This is a genomic window from Rhizobium sullae (assembly GCF_900169785.1).
Classification (GTDB): Bacteria; Pseudomonadota; Alphaproteobacteria; order Rhizobiales; family Rhizobiaceae; genus Rhizobium; species Rhizobium sullae.
In genome coordinates this window covers 1-22,340 of record NZ_FWER01000071.1, presented here as the reverse complement: position 1 = coordinate 22,340, position 22,340 = coordinate 1, and the positions used below count along the sequence as shown (strand labels likewise).

Genomic DNA, 22,340 nt, shown 5'->3' with positions numbered 1-22,340 from the left:
ACCTACGAGTTCAAGGACGGCAAGTGGCTGATCTCGTCACATCACTCCTCTGCTATGCCGGAGAAGCCCGCGGGCTAATATGTACGGGAGCGTCGGGTAGTCTCGCGCTCCCCAAGCTCCTTGCACTGAGAAAATAAACTAGCCAAGGCGACCCTCGGCCCACGATTCTTCCATGATTGAATGTTGCGTTCCTTGCGACGAATGGCGGTGCCGTTGGTTCGTATCTCATCAAGGCGCTCATTGGCCGGGGCCCGCCCGTTAGGTATCTATGACGACGGCGGATGAGGCGGGGGAGATCCTGACGCGGCCCGCCAGTTAGTTGTGAAATTCAGCGCAGCCAACATTTGGAAGCTGTTGCACCATTGGATGCTGAGGTCGTTGCAGATGTCCGGAATACGACGGTTCGCACGTTGAGTTGATGGTTTCGATGCCTCTACCGTCACCACCGTCCGCGTGCTTGGTTGCGCCAGGGCGTAAGCAGTCAAAAACGGATCACGGCCAATTGCGATGATTTCGGCATCGTTGAGGTCCGCCGCGTATCGCGCTATCACCGCTTGAACGCGATCGGGATCGACCTCTTCCTCAAGGCACAGCGCGTTGTAGTTGTCCCCCTGGTCCAACCACTCGGCAAGCTCAGACCCTTCGGTGATCTCTTCAAGTATTTCTACGGGCATTTTGACGTGACCGCCCTCGGCCAAGTGGACAAGCCAGTCCCAAAACTCCGGAAAGCGCCCAATAGGGTAATAGAGGTTATGCGCCGTGATCAGGACGTTCGCGTCGAGGAGGTGCACTGTTCCCCCTATGCCGCGCTATCAGTTAGTGAATAGACATTGTTCGGTTTTACACCGAGAATCGCTGCCGCTTTCGACGGTGACAGTGCGCCCTCGGCCAGCATTCGCCGTGACAATGCAAGAAGCCGGTTTCCGAGTCTATGTCGGCGGACGATGTAATAGTTCGGTCCGCCGTCGCTTTCGCGCGCGCGGTCACGCTGGGCAGCCCTGTTCCGGAGCCACAGCTCCCGGTAAAGCGCTGTCACTGCAGACCACATGTGCTGATCGATGATCCCTTCCCGGTAGAGTTTATAGGCGACCATGGAGTGGCTGACTTGGCGAGCGTCCGCGATCGCCGCAATGCGAGCCATGACTCTTCCTTGCGTGGCGCCGATAAGAGGTTGTTCTCCAGCTATGTCGTTCGCAGGCAATAGGATGCGGCCCGCAATGTCGTTGCAGAAGGTCTCGATTGCGATCGTTGGTCGACCACCGCTGACTCCGCTTTCGCCAAGCCAAATATGTGCCAGCTCATGCAGAAGGGTAAATGACCAAGCCTGCTCGCTGTCTTGATCATTGATCACCACGAAGGGCGCGACCGGGTCGGCAAGCGCGAAGCCCCGGAATAGCTCCACATTCAAGGCGCTGTGATGACTTCCGAGATTACCGATGAGGAGGACGAATACACCAGCTGCTTCCACGCGCTCGCGAAGATATGAAAACCCCTTCGTGCTTCCCCGCCCACTTCCATGACGGAAATGCTCAAGATCAAAACCAAGCGTCTCCACGATGTTCGTTGCGAGGGCCTCAGCTCCGAGGTCTTGGTCGAATGACCCGACAAAGCTCAGCACCTGCGCCTCATCCTCCGCTTCAAGGAGAGCGCGAACCATTTCCTGACGCGCGCGAACCTCCCGCAGCAAAGTATCCACGAGCGCCGCGTCGCGCTGGGCAAATTCCTCTGGCAACGTGCGGAAATCTTCCCCCCGTGCCGCCATGACTGGACGTTCTGCGAGGTAGAAAGTCAGGAGCGGGCGGCGGTATTGGCTCGCCATCTTCAGAAGCAGCGGTCGGGAAGGCTCGGCCTCGCCAGCTTCAAGCATAGCAAGCCGCTCGCTACCCGCCAGACCGCGCGCAGCGCCCAGACCGATCTTATCTGCAGCATCCTCAATGGAAAAACCCGCCGTTTCGCGGGCCCACCTCAGGATGGACGGGTTCACTTTTGGCACCACTACCTCTGCTTCGGCAAGCCGATACAATTTGATATCAGCATGCAATGGTTACCAAACATATGGGTGCTGCGACAGGCCAGAACTATATTTTCCCACTGCAGAGTGTCCGAATAGGCAAGGCTCACGGTTTGATGCTCGGTTGTCTCCTCTCAAAGGGGCGGATCGCTCAGCCTACTTGCTCCACTGCCAGCGTGCCAGCCGGGAGGGGCTTGATCAGCGACTTCGCAGAGATTGTCGGATCGAGCCAGTCGGCCCAGACGCTACGTTCCAGGATGACGATCTGCCGGTCGTTATACGATGCGATGTCCGGACCCGGTTCCATCGTCAGCATGGTGAAAGCCTGGCCGACCTCCGGCGTCTCGCGCCAGATGCCGGCGACGCAGAAGACCGGCTCTTCCTCCTTGGTGAACAGCCATTTGTCCTTGCGCTTCTTTTTCGAATCCTTGGGTCTGTGAACTCGTAAGGGGCAGCGGTTGGAATTGAACTCCCGGCCATCCGACCGGAAATTATACACCGGCCGCTTGTTCGGTCCCGGCCAGCTCCAGCGCCGCTGCACGAGCTCAGCCTCATCGGGCACCCCGTCGATGGTTCTGACGCTGGGGCCGACATCGGTGATCTTGATGTCTTCGCGTGGCTCCAGGTTCGGCGCGCCTTCACCGAAGCGAATCTTGATATTGAGGTCGGCGAAATCCTCGACGATCGAGGCCACATCCACCATCAGCCGATAATCATTGCACATGCGCCCTCCGTTTTGGGGTCTGAGTAGCAACGGAGCAGAAAACCTACATAAAGGATTTCAGGGCTCGTTAGGATCTGCCTTTAGCGGTTCGTGAAGTGGTCTGAGTTCGTCTCTTGCGATGAAATCCGGCAGGGTACCTGCACAATCGTGTTTATCGTAGCCCCTGCAAGCTCGTCGTCATGAAGTCTATGAAAGTGCGGACTTTGGCGGAAAGATATTTCCGGCTCGGATACACAGCATATAGCGTATTGGCGAACCCGATCGCGTCTGGAAGCACCGTCTCTAATCGACCTGCCTCGATGTCTTGCTCGGCCATCCATTTCGGCAGGAACACAAGGCCCATACCCTGCAGAGCTGCTAGCTGCAGAATGGTCTCGTTCTCGCTCAGCATCACGGTACGAAATGTAACTTTGTGCCGTCCATCTGGGCCTTCCAGCGCCATGATATCACTGAGGTTGACCCCGCTGAAACGAAGCAGCGCGTGACCGTTAAGATCGGCGAGGCCTTTGGGTCGACCTGCTCGTTCCAGATATTCCGGCGATGCCATGAGCTCGACCTTGTACATTATGCGGCGAAGCAAAGGGCTTGTGTCATGCGCTTGAGTCGGTTTGGTTGAATTTGAGGAACGTCCGGGTCTGGCGGGTACTGTCGATAAATGTCCTGGCCCCACAGGACCATGCGAACCGCGCCGATGGCATCGGAGAAGGTGAACTCTGTTTTCTTGTACCATGCTGCAGCATAGGGAAGAGCGCCTCGGCCAAGCATTTCGCATGCCCAGAGTGTCAGAGACTGTAGAGCGCCAGCAGCGACGGTGTCGTGCGCATGATGGCTTTGTCGTTCCACTGCCGTTGGGTTTCCACGCCAAGATGCGCACGGGTTTCGGCGAAGGTGACCTCGATCTGCCAGCGCCGAACGAAGTAGGCAATGATCTGAGCGGGCTCAAGGTTGACGTTGGTGCTCATGAACGCCTGGGGTTCACGACGGCCTGACGGGTCTCGAACGAGAACCCAGCGAATTGGTCTCGGGGGCGTTCCACGCCGATACCAGAGGCCGGTTCCTGAGGTGACATCAAGGGTTTGTCGGTTTGCTTGCCGTACCAAGAGGATGCGACGATGCGTTGCCACTCGGTCTTCGTGTCTTTGAGGAGCGTTTTCAGTTTCGGCAATGGCCTGCCTTTTTGCGCCGGTCGCCCCAGAGTATGTTCGTGCCTCTGATCCGGTGGAGCAAAGAGACTGGCATCCAGACGCAACCGCGTGATGAGAGTGGCCGTGCCGGGCAGAGCCGCAGCCAGTGTATGAACGGCAAAGCTGCTATCGCCGACAAAGATGATTTCGCGGTCCGGCAGCCAGCGGCAAAGCTGCAAGACGCCTTGCCTTGCCCAATCCGTCAGCAGCTTGTGCTTTCGGCCCTTCTTCTGATCATGACGCTCAGAGGGGCACAGGATCGTCAACACCGGCAGGGCTTTGATGCATTTGGCCCATGGGACAGGGGAAAGGACCATGAAGCTCAACCAGCGCAGGCCGCTTGCCTTGACGAAGTGCCCGTGGCTTGAGCGCACCGGGTCACGATAAATGCCACGAGCGGCGATGCGTTGGCCCCAACGCCGTTCGATTGTATCGTCCATCCCGATCACGACGGGGCCAACGCGCACGTTGCCCGGCTTGACGCCCGACGAGATTGCAATACCCTCCTCTTCCCAGTGGCCCGAGACCACAAGGACCGCCTTTGGCGTGCTGCCGAGTTCAGCGCGCATGTCGAGCAGCGACTTCTCGAGCACGTCGAAATTGCGGCGGAACTCCCCGGTCATGTAAGGCCAGGGTCCGCCGCCATGGCTGATGAAATAGGTCGGGAGTCGAGAATCTGTCATGGGGTCTGTCCTTCGCAAGTTTGCCGCGACAGGCGCGGCGCCCGTTAGAAAAGCGAGTCGCCGACGGGCACCTGTTGCAGAGGAGTTTCATTTTTTCTTATTCATTGATCAATGTCTTCGACAACATGGTCTACGACTATTCCGGCTTCCCGGAATACCTCTATCACATCACCTACAATGCGACTTTCAGCATCATGAAGCCGCTCTATCCGGATGAGGATATTCCTGTGGTCCAGCTTTCACTGGATATGGGTTACGATCCGGCGCTTGCCGCTTCGATGCCGTTTGCGCGCAGCAACTGCCGCACGCGGTTCGCAAGCTCTGGCGATCCGGGCGTGCCGTGATCGTATCCGCGTGTTGGATCGAGTGAGACGCACGATGGCGTCTGGATCTGAAAGGTTCGAGCCATCGAGGAAGTTGTTCCTGTGTTCTGTCCAGCGTAGGATACAGCATATCGATGCCATCTAGGTCAGAGGGATGATTGCTCATCGGCATAGGCGTTGATGATATTTCCATAGGTCAGATGTCGACATCTTGCTGGAGAGTGATCAATGTGCGGGATTGGGCGGAAGCGCCGCGACTACACTCGATGCCATACTACTATCAGTCTTCATTGGATAGCCTCCTCGCCTCGACGGTAATGGGCAGGCGTGTGTTCTGCGGAAGGTTGGGGAGGGCTAACCGCCATCCATTCCTCAGCACTACAAAGCCGCCCCACAGATTTTCATTCTCGACTGAAATCACCGGCTCCTCGAGATCTTTTTTTGGAATATAAACCGACAAATCGACGCCGTTTCGACGAACGGTCACTTTCATCTCGCTATCCTTCTTTGAGACAAGTGGCGATTTCAGAAGTCCCCGGAGTTGCAGCCTTATCTAGGCTCGTTATTTCATAGGCACGCATCCCGACGATGCTGCCGCGATCAACCCATTCGACCGCATATATGTAAAATTGCTGAAGAAAGGTGCCCACGTCGCGCACAACGCCCTCATCGCCCCTGCGCACGAGATTTTCACCGATGTCCTTCCCAGGATAGCTGCCGTCATTCCTTACTTGGCTGGCGGCGCGGACCCGCTCACCCGGCGTAAACCGCGGTCGCTCACGGATTTCAACCTCCTGTTCGCGTAGAAGACCCATGGCCGCTCCTCTCATCCTTTGTGCTGCAGTTATCGATGGTGGTCAGGCCGGGACGCAAGTCTTCGGCACCGGACACACCGAGGCGCATTGCTGCGTGTCGAATTCTCCCCTGCACTCGGTGCACTTCTTAGGATCGACAACGTACTTTTCCCCCTTGAAAGTGATTGCATCTGAGGGACATTCGTATTCGCATGCGCCGCACTGGGTGCATTGGGACGCAATGATCTTGAAGGCCATATTCTAGCTCCTGGTTCAGTCAGAAGGCGGCTCAAGCCGTCGCAACCAACGGCTTAACACCAAACTCGGCGGCGTAAAGCGCACCGATCGCAGTTTCGATGTAGTCATAGCCAAAAGCGTCCGTTGCTCGCACACCCGCTTCTGCTAGACGTTTCTTTGGGGAATCACCGATCTTGGCACAGAGTAAGATATCTATGCCTTCGAGCGCACTGATGATGCTATAAAGCGTGGCCTCCTCGCCCCAGCCGCCGAGGCAGTACTGTCCGATCTTGCGATTCCCTACCAAGTTAATCCCTTTTTGAGAGACTACGTAAACTTGGAGTTCCGTCGCGTGACCGAAGTGTTCGTTGATTCGGCCGCCGCCTTTGGTGGTCACGGCAACATGAAGCTGTCCGTCGGACTCTGCGGACGTGACAGCTGTGATCGCGTCCTTCCGTGCCGCCAGATGATCGCCGCACTCTAGCGCGACCAGCTGGCGGTAGGCGTGGCGCTTGCTGGCGTTGTAAGTAACATCGCTGGAGATGTGGTCTCGCGTAAATTCTCGCCTGCGATCATCGCCGAGCAGACCAACAGCGTCGGCGCGGCACTGCCTGCAATGGCGCATCAGCTTGGCGCCGCCTTCCAGGCGATCATGAAGCGCCTCCAGTTCTAACGGCTGTGGACCACGCTGACCGGTCAGTCCGTAATAGGTACCGTGTGAAGGCTCAGAGATCAGCGGCATCACGTTATGCATGAATGCGCCGCGGTCCCTGACCCATTTGTTAACCTCGACGAGGTGCGCGTCATTGACGCCCGGGATCATCACCGAATTGATCTTAGTGAGGATGTCTTTTTTTATCAGCATCTCCAAGCCCAACATTTGCCGCTCGTGAAGAATCCTGGCGGCTTCGATCCCCGTGTAGCGACGGTGCCTGTAGAATATCCAGGGATAGATCTTCGCCCCGATCTCCGGGTCCACCATGTTGATGGTGATCGTAACGTGATCAACATTCATCTCGGCAAGCTCATCGACGTGGTCCGGCAGCGCGAGTCCATTAGTCGAGATGCATAGCTTGATATCAGGGATTTCCCTCGCGACTCGTTCGAACGTCGCTTTTGTCTTCTTCCAATCGTAACAGGCGTCGCCCGGCCCGGCGATGCCGAGGACGGAGAGCTGCGGCACTTCGTTGGCGACCGCGATCACCTTACGAAGCGCCTGGTCTGGTGTCAGCTTTTCGGATGCAACCCCGGGCCGACTTTCGTTAGCGCAGTCATATTTACGATTGCAGTAGTTGCACTGGATGTTGCAGGCTGGCGCGACCGCGACATGCATGCGGGCGAAATAGTGATGCGCTTCTTCCGAAAAACAGGGGTGGTCCTTGATCCTTTCCCAGATCGCCGGATCTATGTCATCCGGGGCCGAAAGGCCGCAGGACGAAGGTGCGCAGCCGCCAGATTTTGCGGCCCGCAGCGCTCCGTCGAGGGATCCTTTCCTGGTAGTCTCAAGCTGTTTCACTGGTTGCGGCATCCCACGGCTCCATTGACGAGTTAGCGTTACAGCTTCAGACGCAAGAGCAATGCCAGTTCAAAAAATGGTAATGTTTCTCTGCAATAGCTTGCTTGTCCGTTTTGCGAGCTTGCTGCTACAATGGTTTTGTCGAACTTGCGACAGGGCCATGTCGCACAACGGTAGCGTCGCGTAGACCAACTGAAGACAAAAGTGATCCTCATGAAGTCCATGATGTCACTCGCCGTCAGTACTTTTTTACCTCGATACGATGCCGGCGCAGAGCATAGCCGACCTGGCGCGGCGTCAGGCCGAGGATACGAGCCGCCCTGGCCTGAACCCAACCGGCCGTTTCCATTGCATTGATTAGCCGGTCACGGTCCGTAAGAATCGGTGCGCCGACTATGGATGCGGTACCGCTTGCAGTGCCGGCGTTGGCCGGTGGTCTGACCGACACCCTATTGCCCGGTGCGAGGTCATTGATCGTGGTGTTGCAACCGTTAAAGGCAGCTCCTTTCCCGAGAAGCGAAGAAAAGCATCGGCCCCGCTGACACGCGAAATCTGATGGAACGATCGTACTTGAACCAGCAAGAGTGGCGGTTCTTTGTACGCAGTTTTCGAGCTCGCGAACGTTGCCAGGGAAGTCGCATCGCGACAAAATGTCCAGTGCCGATGGCGAGAAGTCAAGGTTTCGATCATTCTCCTTGTTGAATCGCTTGAGGAATACTTTCGCTAGAAGCGGAATGTCACCCTCGCGCTGCCTCAGCGGCGGCAAAATAATGGGTACCACATTGATCCGGTAATATAAGTCGGCTCTAAACTCCCTGTTCATAACGGCCGTCTCGAGGTCTCTGTTGGTGGCGCATATGAGCCGAACATTAACTTTAAGCGTCTTCGTCCCGCCGACCCGCTCAAGTTCACCCTCCTGCAACACGCGTAATAACTTCGCTTGAAATTCTGGCGATATTTCGCCTATTTCATCCAGCAGCAACGTCCCACCATCCGCCAGTTCGAAACGGCCTGCACGCTGCCAGATCGCTCCTGTGAAAGCGCCTTTTTCATGCCCAAACAGCTCGGATTCCAGAACACCTGACGACAGTGCGGCGCAATTCAGTTTCACGAAAGGCTTTTTTCGCCGTGGCGACAATTCGTGTATCGCCCTTGCAAAAGATTCCTTGCCGGTGCCGCTCTCGCCCCCCAAAAGCACAGCGGAGTTGGTCGTCGCCACGATAACAGCGGTCTCGATAACCTCCTTGAGCGCAGGACTCTCTCCGACAATCCAGCTGACTTGCGTTCGCGGGCTGGGGCCAGGCTTTCCCCCGACGCGGGAGATCGGCTCTGCTTGTTCCTCGGTTATTGATCCGCCATCTCCGCAAACATCTCGATTGAGCCGGTTGGCCAATCCGATGAGGTTGGCGACCATGGTCAGGAAAAGTATCTCCTCCTCGTAGTTATCACTGGCGGTGCCAGCCTTAACGCGATCAATCCATAATGCCCCGAGCACCATGTTTCCGGCCTTGATGGGGACACCCATGAAGGTAACGGCAAGATGGCGGTCTTGAGACGGTCGCAATGCAGTGTTGAATAGGTCCGATTTCCTAATGTCAGGCACGACGAGCGCCGCACCCGTAGCGATGATATGCTCTATTGCCGCCTTCGGTTCGATCGTGGGAGTGTCGCGGCCGAAGCCGGAGCACACCGGTATCTCTGCCTCCCGTTCCTCAGCTGAAATCACGATCTCGCCGTGGCGCATTGGCAGAAGCGAAGAGAGACTATTCAGCGCATGAGAAAATGCGATCTCAAGACGAGAGGAAGCGAGGAGATCTCTCGATATCCGGTAGATTCCACTGCGCCACATATCCGGCTTATGCATGTTCATGCTGATTACTCGCCTCCCGGCCGAACTCTATCGATACTGAATGTAAGCTGCGTTGGCGGACTGCCCAGAGGTTTCTACCCTCCATGCGCAAACTTTATTGTTCGAGCATTCGGAAGTTTAATACCTGGATTCGCAAACGCAGAAAAAATAAAATCATAAGAAAGTCGTCATGACGATTCCTGAGACTTATCTGCCGTCGTTACGCAGAAGGCGGTCAATGCACTCTGAGCTGGAGATGGCGCTCATCATCCAAATTTGAAGAGGATCCCGAACCCGCCTCGCGGATAATTCCACTCGATGTCACCATTTGCTTCGCATAACACTCTGCATGTGCCGCATTCCATGCAGCCATCCACAACGATTTCCACCTGCCCAGCATCGTTCACCTCATAGCATTTGGCCGGACAAATTTCCGTTAACGCAAGCAGGTTCGGGCTTGGCGACAAATGCGGCCGCACTTTTATGTGCGGACGCCCCGTATCGACCAGATAACGATTTTGGTAGAGTTTGTCTTCGATGCGTTCCATTACCGTGACCTTCATTTGAATTATCCTTTAGCGCCAGGCCAAGGCGAGACGGACCGCGTCACTGACCAATCCCCAACGGGAACGTGCCTTGATGAAGGCGGCGGATGTCGCCTTTTCGCTCTCAATCTTAGGCGTACCGTCAACGCGAACGAAATTCTGCGCGGCCTGCGATATCAGCTTCGGATAGGTCGTGAAAAAGCTTTGACGATTGGTATGGAGGAGGGCGGGCATATCTTTGTGCTTCCTCAGGTCTTTCATAACGAAGGACTTGTCCAGCATGCTCTTGTAGAGGGAGAGGTTCTGCTTGGTCATTGCGCCTCCGCGGCACTTTATGTGAAAAATTGATTCGCCGACCATGCGCCCCGATGCCATGGCAAGGTTGGAACCCTCGCGGTGCACGGCATTGTTTAGTTGCGCTGCGTCGCCGACGACGACCCAGCCATTGCCGAAGAGCTGCGGGATTGCCTTGAAGCCGCCCTCCGGAATGAGATGCGCGGCATACTCTTTGATCTCCGAGCCCGCTATCAGCGGTCGGATCGAGGGATGGCCCTTGAAGGCGTCGAGAAGAGCGTACGGTTTTTCCATGGTTGAAGCTAAGCCGGAGACGAGGCAGCCGATGCCAAGCGAAATTGACTCTCTGTTGGTATAGAGGAAGCCCAGTCCGGCCATTCCGCGTGAAATTGTCCCGCCTGCTTCGATCACGCAGCCTTCGTCTTCAGTCAGGCCGAAGCGCTCTGCTATGATCTCTTCCGGCAGGAAATGCATTTCCTTGACGGCGAGTGCAACATGTTCCGGCTTCGGCATCTCGCGCAATCCGGCCCGTGTGCCGAGGAGCCCATTTGCCCCCTCAGCGAGAACGACGACATCCGCAAGGATCACGCCGCCGGTGCGGTCCGTGTGGACGCCTATCACCTTACCGCTCAAATCCTGGGCAAGTTTCGTCACCGTTGTCTCGCATAGTACCGTGCCGCCCGCCTCACGCACCTTTCCCGAGAACCACTTATCGAATTGGGCGCGGATGATAGTGTAGCGGTTTGGCCTCTGCTCATTGAAGTCATCCGATCGATAGTGCATTCCTGTGTGCGACGTATCGTCCATTATCCAGAACCGCTGCTCGACCAGATGTCGTTCAAGAGGCGCGTCATCGCGGAAATCGGGAATTATTGTCTCCAACGTATTGGCGTACAATATGGCGCCTTGAACGTTTTTCGAGCCCGGATACTCTCCGCGCTCCAATTGCAGCACTTTCAGACCGGAACTAGCCATCGTATAAGCAGCAGCGTTGCCGGACATACCGGCTCCGACTACGATGGCGTCGAATTTCTCCTCGCTCATTGGACTTTCCTCAGTTCACTAGCTTCATATGATCGCGCGGCGCCAATCGCCTCGTGAGGGCCTCTGTCAATGCTGGAAGAAACCGGATTGCATCAGCAACAACGCCCACGTGGGCGAAATCGAAGATCGGTGCGTTCCGATCGGTGTTGATGGCGACAATTAAATCAGCTCCTTCGACACCAACCCGATGCTGGATTGCGCCCGATATTCCGGCTGCAACGTAGAGCTTAGGTCGGATCGTCTTACCGGTCTGACCGATCTGTCGGTCAAAAGGCATCCAACCCTTTTGAACCAGCGGTCGTGAACAGCCAAACTCACCGCCGATCGTCCTCGCGAAAACCTTCACGTGCTGTAGGTTCTCGGCTGCGCCGAGCCCGAGCCCGCCGCCAACCACGACATCGGCATAGGCGAGATTGGCATCTTCCGATTGGCTGTCAGAGAGGAAACCAAGAACTTTAGTGACAATCTCTTCCTCGACCATCATCAAATCGTGTCGGATAACACGGCCGATTGGCTTAGCCACTCGCTGCGGCATCGCCATGACCCTCGGACGCACTGTTGCCATTTGCGGTCGGCAGTTAAGCGTATAGATAGTGCACAGCAAGGAACCACCGAAGGTCGGCCGTGTTGCCGCGAGGGAACCATCTACATCGACGTCCAGTTCCGTGCAGTCGGCCGTTAGCCCTGTCTGCAACGTAGTTGCCACAGAACCCGCAAGGTCGCGGCCGAGTGTGGTCGCGCCCAGAAGCAAAATTTCAGGTCTATGGCAATTGACCAGATCTGTCAGGGCTTTGGTGAATGGCTCATTTCGATAATCTACGAGTAGCGGCGACTCAATAAGGTAGGCGAGATCGGCCCCGTAAGCGAAGGCGTCTGCAATGGCGGGCCCGGTCCCCACTCCGTCCCGTGGCCCGACGACCACGCCAGCAAGCTGAACGCCCAGCTTGTCGGCAAGCTTGCGGCCTTCACCGAGCAATTCGAGGGACACGGGATGGACCTGGCCCCGCTCCAGCTCAATGAAGACCCAGACGTGCCGATGGTCCTGATAATGCTTGGGCAACTCTTTCTTCATGGCGGCACGGCCGGTGGCTTGAGACGGCGTCTCACTTTTTTGGATTTCCATCATTTGCTCCTTGCTGCTCACGCGCTGCCATTGGATGAAAGCTCACCTTCCAACGAAGGTTGGTTGGTGAAGATTGATGCGACCACCTCGTCAGCGACATGGCCAGCGGTTTTGTCGGTTGTGTCGATTTGCATAGCTTTTTGCGCTCGGGCGGTGGGAGCGAATACGCGTTTCACGACCGTCGGCGACCCTCTCAAGCCGCAGTTAGCCAGGTCCTCAATTCCAGCGTCGGCCGCACTCCACTTCAGAATTGGGAACCGGGCTGCACGCAAAGCATTATCGAGAGAGCCGCGCCGGATAGAATTGACACCCTCCAGCATAGTGATAAGGCACGGGAATTTGCTCTTCAGCATCTGCGTGCCGCCTTCCGAGCGCCGCTCAACCGTGATCTCGCGCGCATGGCGATCGATAGAAGCGATTTTCGTTATATAAGTGAGCTGCTGGAGATCCAGACGCTTGGCAATTCCAGGCCCGACCTGGGCGGTGTCGCCATCGATCGTTTGTTTACCGGTGAAGACGATATCAGGCGCGCCAAAGCTATCGCCAATCTTCACGATTGCTTGAGCGATAGCGAATGAAGTCGCCAATGTGTCGGACCCCGCGAAGTGACGGTCGGTCAGAAGAATCGCGCGGTCGGCGCCATAAGTGAGCGCCTTGCGCATCGCTTGCTCTGCCATGGGTGGGCCCATAGTGAGGACAGTGATCGCCCCTCCATGGCAGTCACGCACTTTGAATGCTTCTTCGAGCGCGAAGAGATCGTACGGGTTGATGATGGTCGGCACGCCCTGGCGCATGATGGTATTGGTCACCGGATGGACGCGTATCTGGGCGGAGTCCGGCACCTGCTTGATACAGACAACGATGTGCATGATGACTTTGGTTTCCCGATCGAAGTGGATTGGCGGTTCTTACTCTAAGCACTAATCGTGCCAACCATGTCGGGGGTAGGAAAACCTCTTAAAATGTTAATGTGCTCTCTTTGTGAGGGTTCAGCCACGCGACGGGTTCTGTCGGATCGGAGACATTGGTGTCGCAACCCTGCCACACTTATTTCTGTTCGAATGAAGTCAAGTTGGGGCCTAATGCTACAAAGATGCGACGCGGCGGGGCGGCCTTTGTCGGATCGCGGTCCTTGAGCACCTTGAAGACTCGATGGGAAAGCGGTGAAGAAGTTGCAAAGTCGTCGTAAGCGCGTGCGAGAGTGGCGCGCGCACAAGCAGCGATCGCCTTGTCGGGGAGGTTGGAATGATCCTCCTCGGCCAGATATTGCCCCATGCGCTTCATGATGTGGAGCCGCGAGACATTGAGCACCTTCACATCATAAGAGACGCCTAGGACCTCGAAGAATTCCTCGGCAGCCGACAGGCGCTTTAACCGCTCAAGAACGTTGATAACATCAATGGGATTGCTCTCGCCCGCACAACTGTTCATTTGCGTTTTCCTTTGTTGGTGTACAACTCGCTCGAATCCGACAAGCCGCCGCATGGTTCGCTGATTGAGAATGAGACGCGGTTGACAGCGGCAACGCCGCTCACGCATACTCGTCTAGAAAGCCGCGGTATTATCCGGGGCTTGCGTTGATTGGGAGGCCCAAAAGCCAGTGTGGCACGAACCTCATCGATCTCTTCGGCGCGCAGGCCTATCTATCCCGCGTCGAGGACGCTGGCTCAAGTAAGCGAGTGGGCCTGCCCCTGGAGACCGGGGCGCCGTCACGTAGCTTCGCCACGATTCCTGGCATAAGTGCGAGCACTCGATCGACGTCCTCATCGCGGTTATAGCGTGAAAAGGAAAAGCGAACTGCCCCGAGTGGCGTAACGTGGCGAATGTTCATGGCCGTCAGAACATGGCTCTGCACCGAGGATCCAGAAGTGCAGGCGGAGCCCGAGGCGCAAGCGATGCCATGGCGATTGAGCACAAATTGTATTGCTTCACCAGCAATGCGATCGAAGGCGACGTTCGTTGTATTCGATAATCGTGCCAGCGGGTCGCCGGTGACGAAGGTCCCGGGGATGCGCTCAAGAAGTCCTCTCTCCAATCGATCGCGTAGCGATTTTACCCGTTTGTTTTCCTCGTCCGTGCGTTCCAATGCGAGCTCGGCCGCCTTGCCTAAACCTACGATTCCGGGCGTGTTCTCTGTGCCGGCGCGTCGGCCGCGCTCCTGATGACCGCCCCTGATGAGTGCGTCAAAGGCCGCATCGTGTTTTATGTAGAGCGCGCCGACGCCTTTCGGTCCATGTAGCTTGTGACCGGAGAGCGACAGCATGTCGATTGCCGTCGATTTCAGGTCCATCGCATGCTTGCCAACCGCTTGCACTGCATCGGCGTGGAAAACTGCGCCAACTTGCTTCGCCATCTCAGCAAGCCTTTCCACGGGGAATATTGTGCCTGTCTCGTTGTTCGCCCACATGATCGAAACGATTGCGACGCGATGGGTAAGGGCGGTCCCGTAGGCATCAAGGTCGAGTCGGCCATGGTGGTCCACCGGGATCCTGTGCACTTTGACGCCTCGCGTCTTCTCAAGGTGTGCGCAGAGCGTCAGCGCGGCCGGATGCTCCACCGCCGAAGTCACTATTTCAGTGCGCCCGCGATCCATCTCAAGACCCGAAAGGATCGCTGTATTAACGCTTTCGGTGCCCCCCGAAGTTAAAGCGATCTCATGATCAAACTTTGCGCCGGTCAGCGCTTGCAACTGCCGCCGCGCCGTCTTGATCGCTGCTCTGGCGGCGCCGCCGCTGTCATGCATCGATGAAGCGTTGCCAAACTGATTTAAAAAGAATGGCAGCATCGCCTGAACAACTTCGGCATCGACTTGTGTTGATGCATTATTATCGAGATAAATAGGTTTCATTGGGTACCACTCAACGACCGATGTGACGCAAACCTTGCAGCCGCGGGCTCTCCCTTGGACGTTCGCATGCGATATGATTAGCCACAGGACTTGCCGCAGGCGCACTTCTCCAGTGGGTTAGGATGATCGAAGATAAAACCGAAGGAACCCGGATCCGTGACGAAATCCAAGGTCGAGCCGGCGATATGGGGTTGAGAGCCCGCATCCACAAACACCTTGACTCCATCCGTCTCAATAACAGCATCGCCCTCTCGGGAACCGCTCTCCAAGCCCACATGATATTTGATGCCGGCGCAGCCGTCCATTTGGACCGTGACGCGCAAGCCGGTCACATCGGGAGCCTGGGATATGGCGGCCTTCACTGCGGCGATTGCCATTTCGGTGAGCGTGATCATCGGATCGTTTCTCCTGGTTTCGAGATTTGTTGGCAATTCGACGATGCACTTAGCGTGCCAACCGAAAAACCCTTTTAACGCAGCGTCAAGCTGAGGCCGCTATGTCGCATTTCCAACACGGTCGAGACCGAACAACGCAAAGGTGCGGCTGGGATAGCGTGAACTCGAAGGAGCCATTCCTGGTTAGCGCTGGGTTTGTTCAGTCATCGACACGAATGTGTACGCCAGGCTTGGTAGGGGCGCATTCAGCGCACCAACCCAACGCAGAGCCACATCTTAAGAATTAGAGCACGAGCTTGTCGTGGAACGAAATTTAGGCTCTGCTCTCACAGAGCCGTCAGACGTTCGTTCCGCTGGTCAGGGGGTGGACTCGGTCTTGAGAGACTTCAGCGTTTCGAGAATGTTCTGTGGCGACGAGACCGCATAGGGATCGGTTTCGCAATTGTCCGAGAGGCCTTCTTCCACGAACCATTGTTCTATAAAACAATCGTTGATCACGGCAGCGTAGCGCCAGGAGCGGAGGCCAAAGCCCTGATTGTCCTTTGCGACTAACATCCCCATCTTGCGGGTGAATTCGCCCGAACCATCAGGGATTAGCTCGACCTTCTTCAGTCCAGACGCCTTGCCCCACGCATTCATCACGAATGCGTCGTTGACAGAGAGGCAGTAGACCGACTCGATTCCGTGCTTCTCAAATTCCTCATAGAGCTTATCAAAATCGGGCAATTGATAAGTTGAACAGGTCGGCGTGAAGGCGCCCGGGAGCGAAAATAAAATCGTGCGCCTACCGCTAAAATAATCTTCCGTAGTCTTGTTTTCCCAACGGTACGGATTTGGCCCCTCCACGGTCTCATCGCGAACACGTGTGCGAAAGGTAACGAAGGGAACCTTTTCTTCATCGTCATCAGCATTGCTCCTTTCCGGCTCTGGATTTGTTTTCGAGTCGGCTTGAGTGTCTTCAAGATTTCGCTGCCCAAAGGCCTCGAGAAAACTCACAATAGTCGGACCCGTAAGCGGCGTCGCCTCAACTGCTGTGCTCGGCTGTTAGGCGGCTTCGAACGGACTGCAAGCGCCGTGCCATTTGACATCGTGTCCGTAACGGCACTGCGTTGTTCTGCAGGATCAGGGATCTGGCGTGGCGCGTACTGAGTTTCCTTTCCCATCGGCTTAGCAAGCGCTGCCGGTATTTTTAGTCATGCCCTCTGCAGTTTGACGGCAGGCGCAGCTTTGGCACAATCAATGCAACGCGGCAGCGAGATCTCCGCGGCGCGAGCTCGACCATATACTTGACGCATTCCGTGCGATGGCAGTCTTGCAAAGCCAGAACGCCGTGAATTTGTTGTCAGCGTCTTAGTAACGGGGCGCCGCAACTTTTGGCGCAAAACCAGCACCCAACTTGTCGTTTTCTCGCGTCGGTGCCCATCCTGCCTGCAACGAGGAGCTTACCTAACCCTTGAAAACACCGCAAAAGCTTGATCCATCATCCTCTGTAAGCCCAACTGGCATGAATTTTGAAACACTATCCTCGAGCAGCATGCTGCCGCGCCGCAGATCATCTCGTGGCGACTTATGGAGCGAAGGAGGAAGCAACATGTCAAGCGTCACTCAGATCCGAAATTTGTCGAATAGGAGCGTGACCCTCCTAACCGATCGACCTGGTTTGCCACAATCATCGCAATCGGTGGATCTGAAGCAACCAATAGACTTGGACATGGACTTCGATCAGTACGTCTTTTCCTGCGTGCTCTTGCACGTGTTGGAAGAGATTGCGGCCGACGTGGCAACTGCGACCGAGGCAACCGGCCTTTCCCGTGCCGAACTGCGAGATATCCTTAACCGCTGTGTTCCCGCCACTGTTATGCAGGCGTTCGGCTTGGAAAACGTGCGCGAAGCCGAGCCTGGTGTGGAAGAGGAACTTCTGCGCGATCTGCTGCTCGCGCATGCTCGACACGGCGACCCAGCAAGCGCTTGTTTCGCCAAGATCATCGCCCGGCGCGCCTTGCGCCACGACCATCTGTGGCTGGAGCTTGGACTATCCGATAGGTCCGAACTTAGCCTCTTGCTTGCCATCCATTTTCCCACGCTAGCGGCCGGCAATACCAATCACATGAGGTGGAAAAAATATCTTTATCGCATGCTTTGCGAGGCCGAGGGTTCTTCGATGTGCACGGCCCCCAGTTGCCGAGAATGTAAGGAATATCAAAGCTGCTTTGTTCCTGAGAAAAGCGAACCACCGGGATGAGCGACTGGTTTGAATTAGGACTAGCTTAACGTTAGCTATTGGCCGCAACCACGCCTGGGCGTCGATTCGGCAAACGGCTTTGTAGACGGTTCACGCATATGGGGAATTCGGCAATGATCGTTGAGCATTCCGCGAAGATCCGCGGCAAGACACCGTTCCATCGACATCTCTACGTCCAAGTTCTTGCGGCAATCGCCACGGGTATCCTGCTCGGGCATTTCTACCCCGAAGTTGGCACGCAGATGAAGCCGCTCGGCGACGCCTTCATCAAGCTCGTGAAGATGATCATCGCGCCGGTCATCTTCCTGACCGTTGCAACTGGTATCGCCAGCATAAGCGATGTCGCCAAGGTCGGTCGCGTCGCCGCCAAGGCGATGGCCTACTTCTTGACCTTTTCGACGCTGGCGCTTGTCGTCGGCCTCGTGGTCGTGAATGTGGTGCAGCCCGGTGCGGGCATGCATATCGACGCGGCCTCGCTCGACATGAAAGCGATCGCCACCTACACGGCGAAGGCAACCGATCAGTCGGTGACCGGTTTCCTCATGCACATCATCCCGACGACGCTTGCCGGCGCCTTCGCCGAAGGCGACATCCTGCAAGTTCTCTTCATATCCGTTCTCTTTGGCATAGCCCTAGCTATGGTGGGCAAGAAGGCCGAGCCAGTCGTCGACTTCCTGCAAGCGCTGGCACTGCCGATCTTCCAGCTGGTGACGATCCTCATGAAAGCGGCACCAATCGGTGCCTTCGGCGCCATGGCCTTCACCATCGGCGAGTACGGCGTCGGCTCGATCGCCAACCTCGCAATGTTGGTCGGCACGTTCTATCTCACCTCATTCCTGTTCGTCTTCCTCGTGCTCGGTGCGGTGGCGCGTTATAACGGTTTCTCGATCGTCTCGCTCATCCGCTACATAAAGGAGGAGCTGCTGCTGGTACTGGGCACCTCGTCCTCAGAGGCTGCCCTTCCAGGCCTCATGGACAAGATGGAGAAGGCGGGCTGCAAGCGTTCGGTCGTTGGTCTCGTGATCCCGACCGGTTTTTCCTTTAACCTCGATGGCACCAACATCTATATGACGCTTGCGGCGCTCTTTATTGCCCAGGCGACCGACACACCGCTCTCCCTCGGCGACCAGGTCCTGCTGCTGTTCGTCGCCATGCTGAGTTCAAAGGGTGCCGCCGGCATAACCGGCGCCGGTTTCATCACGCTTGCCGCGACGCTCTCGGTCGTTCCGGCGGTGCCTGTCGCCGGTATGGCGCTGATCCTCGGCATCGACCGTTTCATGTCGGAATGCCGGGCAATTACTAATATTATCGGCAATGCCATTGCAACGCTCGTCGTGGCGAAGTGGGAAGGCGAGCTCGATCGAGCGCAGCTCTCGGCCGCGCTTGCCGGCGAGGTGCCGATCGAAATCATTCCGCCGGTGACCAAGCCGGCCAAGTAATGCCTCCCAGGGCCCGCACGGCAAGTGCGGTTTGGCGCGATCTGGTTTCCAGATCGCGCCTTTTTTGCGCCGATGGACGCGCCTTCCTGCCCTCGTTCGAAATGAAACCGGCACCTGCTTTTTGTTGCATCCGCGACACAGGCCAGTCGCCTCAGCCTCTCACTTTCCCAAGGCCTAAATAACTGAAAAGCGGTCATAAAAAGCATTTCTGCGGCCTAATTAGTCAGATTGGCATGAGATTTGAAACCTCACCATCACAAAGCGGCGAGCCACTACGGGCCTGCAGCTGTGTCACGGGTAGGCGCGATGGAGCAAAGAAAGAGGAAAATGTTGGAGTCTTATCCTGCATGGAAGAGGAAAATCTCACCGTTTCGATCCATTTTGGAGTGCGCTGCGATGCCGGTTTCGATCTTTTTGAACCGTGTTCCACGTCGCCGTCGGCCAGCGCGTGATCGGGCTTCTTTATCGCGCCATTCGAGCCTGAGAAAGTACCGCCGCTCGGTGAGTCCGCTCGCTGGCTGTTCGCTTGAGAGGCCGAAGCCCGCTGACGAGATTACCGATCCTCCCCCACCTGAAAACGACCCAGCTGATGAGTGGCGAGAGAAAGTAAAAACCGAGTGGATAGCATTTCCATTCCCAATCATATCCCGCCCCGATTTTGTGACGGATTTAACTGTTTACATCGCCTGTCATGTACCGGCGCCCCAATGGAACCCCTATACGCATCTGTCGCATCCATGGAGACCCCCTGCCTCGTATCCCCTTTGGCACGCGCGATGGACAAGGTACCCGGCTGATCCCGCGCCCGCGAGACCAGCGCCGGGCGCTGCATGACCTGCAAACCTTTTCTAGTCATCGCAGCATCTTTTTCCAAGCGCTCAGCGAATGTTGGTCAATGAACCCGCTCGAGCTAAATCCATCGGCCTATGGCATCCTTGGTGCCCTTTTAAATTCGCTGTTCTCGCTCGGGCGGGTGTGCGGCCCGCTCCGCATGCGGAGGCAATAATGCGTGGGAAGGTTGCCAACCAAGTCGGTGCCATCTGCTTTCGGGCCAATCCTGACAGGATCCTCGAAGTTCTTCTGATCACGACACGCGAAACGCACCGCTGGACCATCCCTAAGGGCTGGCCGATCCAGGGATTGCAGCCGCATGAAGTTGCGGAACGTGAAGCGTGGGAAGAAGCCGGCGTAAGAGGCAACGCCAAGAAGAAGCCATACGGGTACTACACATATTTGAAGAGGATAAAAAACAACCGCTCCATTCAGTGCGTCGTGCAAGCTCATCTCCTGCAGGTTAAGAAGGTTAGATTCACATTTCCTGAGTGTCGGGAACGCGTGCTAATCTGGCTGCCACCGACGGAGGCGTCTTCACGGGTTCCCGAACGGCAGCTGAAGAGCCTCATTTCCGGATTGGATGCCAAATTTAGCTCCGGCGATACCGGGAAATGAGATTGGCTCAGCATACCCTGACTGCGGATCGATACGCGCCTATAGATATGTTTTGCGTCTCCAAACCTCTGGTCAACGCGGCAACGGTGAAGACACTCCAAAGCGCAAAACTGGCGATAGCGTCGTGAGGTGACTCTATCAAAGAGCTTCAGTCGGTTTTGTCTGTGTCGCGACACAGCCTTTTTTATAACATCTTGATCATCCTGAGGCTAAGTCATTGAAGTCCTGCCCTTAAATCACTCCTCGTCTTGATCAGTGAGATTGGCATGAATTTGATGTCTTACTTCGCACCCGTCAAGGTGATGAGTCGGTGGGACAGAAGGAGAAAATAAAGTGCAGCGAGATTCCATTCCGGATCATGTTCCCTCCGCGTTGGTCAGCGACTTCAGTCTGTTCACATCGCCCGGTATGGCACCAACAGCGAACGGAGACCCGCACGCAGCTATTGCTCGGGTCCATGGAATGCCCCACATTTTCTATTCACCCTTTAACACGCGAGATGGACGGGGTACCTGGGTAATCACCCGCGCGCGCGACCAGCGCAAGGTGTTAGAGGATATCGAAACCTTTTCCAGCCATCGCAGCATCTTCTCCTCCGCACTCGGCGAAGACTGGCCAATGATCCCGCTCGAGCTCCAACCACCGGCCCATGGCATCTTTCGTGCACTCCTAGATCCGCTGTTCACCCCGAGGCGAGTGATGGCATTGGAGCGGAATGTCCGTAAGCAAGCGAGTGCGCTGATCGACCTGATCGCCCGAATGAGCACCAGCTGTGACGTCATGAAGGATTTCGCCATCCCATTCACAGTTGACGTTTACCTCGGTGTTATGGGGCTCTCGAACAGCCGATCCGACGTTCTTATTCGCTGGGTAAGCGACTTGCTCCACGGCAATGGCGTTAAGCGAACGGAGGCAGCCCAATCGATTGTGAATTTTATTGACGAAGTTGCAGCGATGCGTCGAAAGCAACCAGCTGCCGATTTCATGACGTTCGTCGTGCGTGCGCAGGTTGAAAGTCGCTCCCTGACCAACGAGGAAGTCCGCGGTATCGGCGTGCTTTTCTTAATTGCGGGACTAGACACGGTCGCGGCCGCCCTAGGCTTTGACCTAGCCTATCTCGCACGCAATCCTGAGGATCAGGAATTGCTACGGAGAGAGCCGGACCGGATCGCGCTCGCGGTTGAAGAACTGTTGCGCGCCTATTCAACCGTTCAGATTATTCGTGTGGCTACGAAAGATGTCGACTTTGAAGGTGTATCGATCCGTAAGGGAGACCTCGTTTCCTGCGCCACGATGATTGCTAACCGCGACCCCGCCGAATTTAAGTGCCCTGATACGATCGACCTGACACGACAGGGCAACCGCCACATAGCGTTTGGCTATGGTCCTCATCTTTGCCTCGGGGCAAATCTTGCCCGGCGGGAGATTGCTATAGGGGTCCATGAATGGCTGGCGCGAATCCCCACCTTTCGGATCAAGGAAGGTACGGGGCGATGTCACGTTATTTGATCAAGGTCGGAACAAGGCGCTTGTGTGAGACGTCAGGCGGTTGCGCCGGTCACGGCTTTCCACTGCGCCATTGCGCGGATCCGATGGATGTGGATGGCGAGGGCTGAGTTTTTCTGGTGCGGGGGGACGAA

The 22,340-nt window shown here is 56.3% G+C and carries 23 protein-coding genes and 2 pseudogenes; 5 read left to right on the top strand and 20 right to left on the bottom strand.

Features of this window, described 5'->3' with window-relative positions; translation table 11 throughout:
- Positions 1-266: 266 nt before the first annotated feature.
- From BN1800_RS35265 to BN1800_RS43110, 6 genes and pseudogenes are all read right to left on the bottom strand, one after another.
- Complete coding sequence (locus BN1800_RS35265) at positions 267-791, bottom strand: DUF4411 family protein (protein WP_027513928.1); 525 nt, start codon at positions 789-791, stop codon at positions 267-269.
- 8 nt (positions 792-799) lie between these two features.
- Complete coding sequence (locus tag BN1800_RS35260; RefSeq protein WP_342210322.1) at positions 800-2,023, bottom strand: ImmA/IrrE family metallo-endopeptidase; 1,224 nt, start codon at positions 2,021-2,023, stop codon at positions 800-802.
- A gap of 139 nt (positions 2,024-2,162) precedes the next feature.
- Complete coding sequence (locus BN1800_RS35255) at positions 2,163-2,735, bottom strand: SOS response-associated peptidase family protein (protein WP_087004897.1); 573 nt, start codon at positions 2,733-2,735, stop codon at positions 2,163-2,165.
- Positions 2,736-2,886: 151 nt separating this feature from the next.
- Positions 2,887-3,285 (bottom strand): annotated as a pseudogene (locus tag BN1800_RS35250) (substrate binding domain-containing protein); the annotation flags it as partial.
- 232 nt (positions 3,286-3,517) lie between these two features.
- Entirely contained in the window at positions 3,518-3,697 is a 180-nt protein-coding gene (locus tag BN1800_RS43115; RefSeq protein ID WP_244564774.1) for a hypothetical protein, read from the bottom strand.
- Positions 3,694-4,602, bottom strand: a complete 909-nt coding sequence (locus BN1800_RS43110; protein ID WP_244564773.1) for a transposase — start codon at positions 4,600-4,602, stop codon at positions 3,694-3,696. Before BN1800_RS43110 ends, BN1800_RS43115 begins: the two co-directional genes overlap by 4 nt.
- 74 nt (positions 4,603-4,676) lie before the next feature.
- Between BN1800_RS43110 and BN1800_RS44240 the strand changes: the two genes are divergently transcribed.
- Positions 4,677-4,946, top strand: a complete 270-nt coding sequence (locus tag BN1800_RS44240; protein WP_476220236.1) for a hypothetical protein — start codon at positions 4,677-4,679, stop codon at positions 4,944-4,946.
- Positions 4,947-5,205: 259 nt separating this feature from the next.
- Here BN1800_RS44240 and nifT read toward each other — a convergent pair whose 3' ends face one another.
- From nifT to BN1800_RS35170, 13 genes are all read right to left on the bottom strand, one after another.
- The gene (gene nifT, locus BN1800_RS35230; protein WP_027513681.1) at positions 5,206-5,418 is read right to left on the bottom strand and encodes a putative nitrogen fixation protein NifT; all 213 of its coding nucleotides are present in this window, start codon (positions 5,416-5,418) and stop codon (positions 5,206-5,208) included.
- Between the two features lie 4 nt (positions 5,419-5,422).
- Positions 5,423-5,740, bottom strand: coding sequence for a nitrogen fixation protein NifZ (locus tag BN1800_RS35225; RefSeq protein ID WP_027513682.1), 318 nt, complete (start codon positions 5,738-5,740; stop codon positions 5,423-5,425).
- Between the two features lie 42 nt (positions 5,741-5,782).
- A complete protein-coding gene (locus BN1800_RS35220) occupies positions 5,783-5,977 on the bottom strand; it encodes a 4Fe-4S dicluster domain-containing protein (RefSeq protein ID WP_084606737.1) in 195 nt (64 codons plus the stop codon).
- 31 nt (positions 5,978-6,008) lie between these two features.
- Positions 6,009-7,484 carry a nitrogenase cofactor biosynthesis protein NifB gene (nifB, locus tag BN1800_RS35215; protein ID WP_027513683.1) on the bottom strand — a complete coding sequence of 492 codons (1,476 nt, stop codon included), beginning with the start codon at positions 7,482-7,484 and terminating at the stop codon, positions 6,009-6,011.
- Positions 7,485-7,710: 226 nt separating this feature from the next.
- A complete protein-coding gene (gene nifA, locus BN1800_RS35210) occupies positions 7,711-9,336 on the bottom strand; it encodes a nif-specific transcriptional activator NifA (RefSeq protein WP_027513684.1) in 1,626 nt (541 codons plus the stop codon).
- A 251-nt stretch (positions 9,337-9,587) separates the two neighbouring features.
- Positions 9,588-9,884 (bottom strand): ferredoxin family protein, encoded by a 297-nt coding sequence (locus tag BN1800_RS35205; protein ID WP_027513685.1) that lies wholly within the window; start codon positions 9,882-9,884, stop codon positions 9,588-9,590.
- A 12-nt stretch (positions 9,885-9,896) separates the two neighbouring features.
- Positions 9,897-11,204 carry an FAD-dependent oxidoreductase gene (locus BN1800_RS35200; RefSeq protein ID WP_027513686.1) on the bottom strand — a complete coding sequence of 436 codons (1,308 nt, stop codon included), beginning with the start codon at positions 11,202-11,204 and terminating at the stop codon, positions 9,897-9,899.
- 10 nt (positions 11,205-11,214) lie between these two features.
- Positions 11,215-12,327 carry an electron transfer flavoprotein subunit alpha/FixB family protein gene (locus BN1800_RS35195; protein ID WP_027513687.1) on the bottom strand — a complete coding sequence of 371 codons (1,113 nt, stop codon included), beginning with the start codon at positions 12,325-12,327 and terminating at the stop codon, positions 11,215-11,217.
- A 17-nt stretch (positions 12,328-12,344) separates the two neighbouring features.
- Positions 12,345-13,196, bottom strand: coding sequence for an electron transfer flavoprotein subunit beta/FixA family protein (locus tag BN1800_RS35190; protein ID WP_027513688.1), 852 nt, complete (start codon positions 13,194-13,196; stop codon positions 12,345-12,347).
- A 178-nt stretch (positions 13,197-13,374) separates the two neighbouring features.
- Positions 13,375-13,758 carry a nitrogenase stabilizing/protective protein NifW gene (gene nifW, locus BN1800_RS35185; RefSeq protein ID WP_027513689.1) on the bottom strand — a complete coding sequence of 128 codons (384 nt, stop codon included), beginning with the start codon at positions 13,756-13,758 and terminating at the stop codon, positions 13,375-13,377.
- Between the two features lie 208 nt (positions 13,759-13,966).
- Positions 13,967-15,175, bottom strand: coding sequence for a cysteine desulfurase NifS (gene nifS, locus BN1800_RS35180; RefSeq protein ID WP_051336843.1), 1,209 nt, complete (start codon positions 15,173-15,175; stop codon positions 13,967-13,969).
- A 77-nt stretch (positions 15,176-15,252) separates the two neighbouring features.
- Positions 15,253-15,570, bottom strand: a complete 318-nt coding sequence (locus BN1800_RS35175; RefSeq protein ID WP_027513690.1) for an iron-sulfur cluster assembly accessory protein — start codon at positions 15,568-15,570, stop codon at positions 15,253-15,255.
- 357 nt (positions 15,571-15,927) lie between these two features.
- A complete protein-coding gene (locus BN1800_RS35170; RefSeq protein ID WP_051336845.1) occupies positions 15,928-16,416 on the bottom strand; it encodes a peroxiredoxin in 489 nt (162 codons plus the stop codon).
- A gap of 745 nt (positions 16,417-17,161) precedes the next feature.
- On the opposite strand from BN1800_RS35170, the gene BN1800_RS35165 reads away from it, so the two are divergent.
- The 4 genes from BN1800_RS35165 (at position 17,162) to BN1800_RS35150 (ending at position 22,209) form a co-directional block, all read left to right on the top strand.
- Complete coding sequence (locus BN1800_RS35165) at positions 17,162-17,812, top strand: nitrogen fixation protein NifQ (protein WP_084606740.1); 651 nt, start codon at positions 17,162-17,164, stop codon at positions 17,810-17,812.
- A gap of 113 nt (positions 17,813-17,925) precedes the next feature.
- On the top strand, positions 17,926-19,251 hold the full coding sequence (locus BN1800_RS35160) for a dicarboxylate/amino acid:cation symporter (RefSeq protein WP_037144164.1): 1,326 nt from the start codon (positions 17,926-17,928) through the stop codon (positions 19,249-19,251).
- 1,005 nt (positions 19,252-20,256) lie between these two features.
- Positions 20,257-20,700: an NUDIX hydrolase gene (locus BN1800_RS35155; RefSeq protein WP_051336844.1), complete on the top strand. Its 444-nt coding sequence runs from the start codon at positions 20,257-20,259 to the stop codon at positions 20,698-20,700.
- 333 nt (positions 20,701-21,033) lie between these two features.
- Positions 21,034-22,209, top strand: a complete 1,176-nt coding sequence (locus BN1800_RS35150) for a cytochrome P450 (protein ID WP_179213978.1) — start codon at positions 21,034-21,036, stop codon at positions 22,207-22,209.
- Positions 22,210-22,241: 32 nt separating this feature from the next.
- On the opposite strand, the pseudogene BN1800_RS40890 reads toward BN1800_RS35150, so the two are convergent.
- Positions 22,242-22,340 (bottom strand): annotated as a pseudogene (locus tag BN1800_RS40890) (IS6 family transposase); the annotation flags it as partial.

Excerpts from the sequence above, each read along its gene's own strand:
- BN1800_RS35195 (WP_027513687.1), bottom strand. The coding sequence starts at position 12,327 with ATGGAAATCCAAAAAAGTGAGACGCCGTCTCAAGCCACCGGCCGTGCC.
- nifW (WP_027513689.1), bottom strand. The coding sequence starts at position 13,758 with ATGAACAGTTGTGCGGGCGAGAGCAATCCCATTGATGTTATCAACGTT.
- BN1800_RS35175 (WP_027513690.1), bottom strand. The coding sequence starts at position 15,570 with ATGATCACGCTCACCGAAATGGCAATCGCCGCAGTGAAGGCCGCCATA.
- BN1800_RS35160 (WP_037144164.1), top strand. The coding sequence starts at position 17,926 with ATGATCGTTGAGCATTCCGCGAAGATCCGCGGCAAGACACCGTTCCAT.
- BN1800_RS35155 (WP_051336844.1), top strand. The coding sequence starts at position 20,257 with ATGCGTGGGAAGGTTGCCAACCAAGTCGGTGCCATCTGCTTTCGGGCC.
- BN1800_RS35205 (WP_027513685.1), bottom strand. The coding sequence starts at position 9,884 with ATGAAGGTCACGGTAATGGAACGCATCGAAGACAAACTCTACCAAAAT.
- BN1800_RS43110 (WP_244564773.1), bottom strand. The coding sequence starts at position 4,602 with ATGACAGATTCTCGACTCCCGACCTATTTCATCAGCCATGGCGGCGGA.
- BN1800_RS35190 (WP_027513688.1), bottom strand. The coding sequence starts at position 13,196 with ATGCACATCGTTGTCTGTATCAAGCAGGTGCCGGACTCCGCCCAGATA.
- BN1800_RS35200 (WP_027513686.1), bottom strand. The coding sequence starts at position 11,204 with ATGAGCGAGGAGAAATTCGACGCCATCGTAGTCGGAGCCGGTATGTCC.
- BN1800_RS35255 (WP_087004897.1), bottom strand. The coding sequence starts at position 2,735 with ATGTGCAATGATTATCGGCTGATGGTGGATGTGGCCTCGATCGTCGAG.
- nifA (WP_027513684.1), bottom strand. The coding sequence starts at position 9,336 with ATGCATAAGCCGGATATGTGGCGCAGTGGAATCTACCGGATATCGAGA.
- BN1800_RS35225 (WP_027513682.1), bottom strand. The coding sequence starts at position 5,740 with ATGGGTCTTCTACGCGAACAGGAGGTTGAAATCCGTGAGCGACCGCGG.
- nifS (WP_051336843.1), bottom strand. The coding sequence starts at position 15,175 with ATGAAACCTATTTATCTCGATAATAATGCATCAACACAAGTCGATGCC.
- BN1800_RS43115 (WP_244564774.1), bottom strand. The coding sequence starts at position 3,697 with ATGAGCACCAACGTCAACCTTGAGCCCGCTCAGATCATTGCCTACTTC.
- nifT (WP_027513681.1), bottom strand. The coding sequence starts at position 5,418 with ATGAAAGTGACCGTTCGTCGAAACGGCGTCGATTTGTCGGTTTATATT.
- BN1800_RS35220 (WP_084606737.1), bottom strand. The coding sequence starts at position 5,977 with ATGGCCTTCAAGATCATTGCGTCCCAATGCACCCAGTGCGGCGCATGC.
- BN1800_RS35165 (WP_084606740.1), top strand. The coding sequence starts at position 17,162 with ATGTCAAGCGTCACTCAGATCCGAAATTTGTCGAATAGGAGCGTGACC.
- nifB (WP_027513683.1), bottom strand. The coding sequence starts at position 7,484 with ATGCCGCAACCAGTGAAACAGCTTGAGACTACCAGGAAAGGATCCCTC.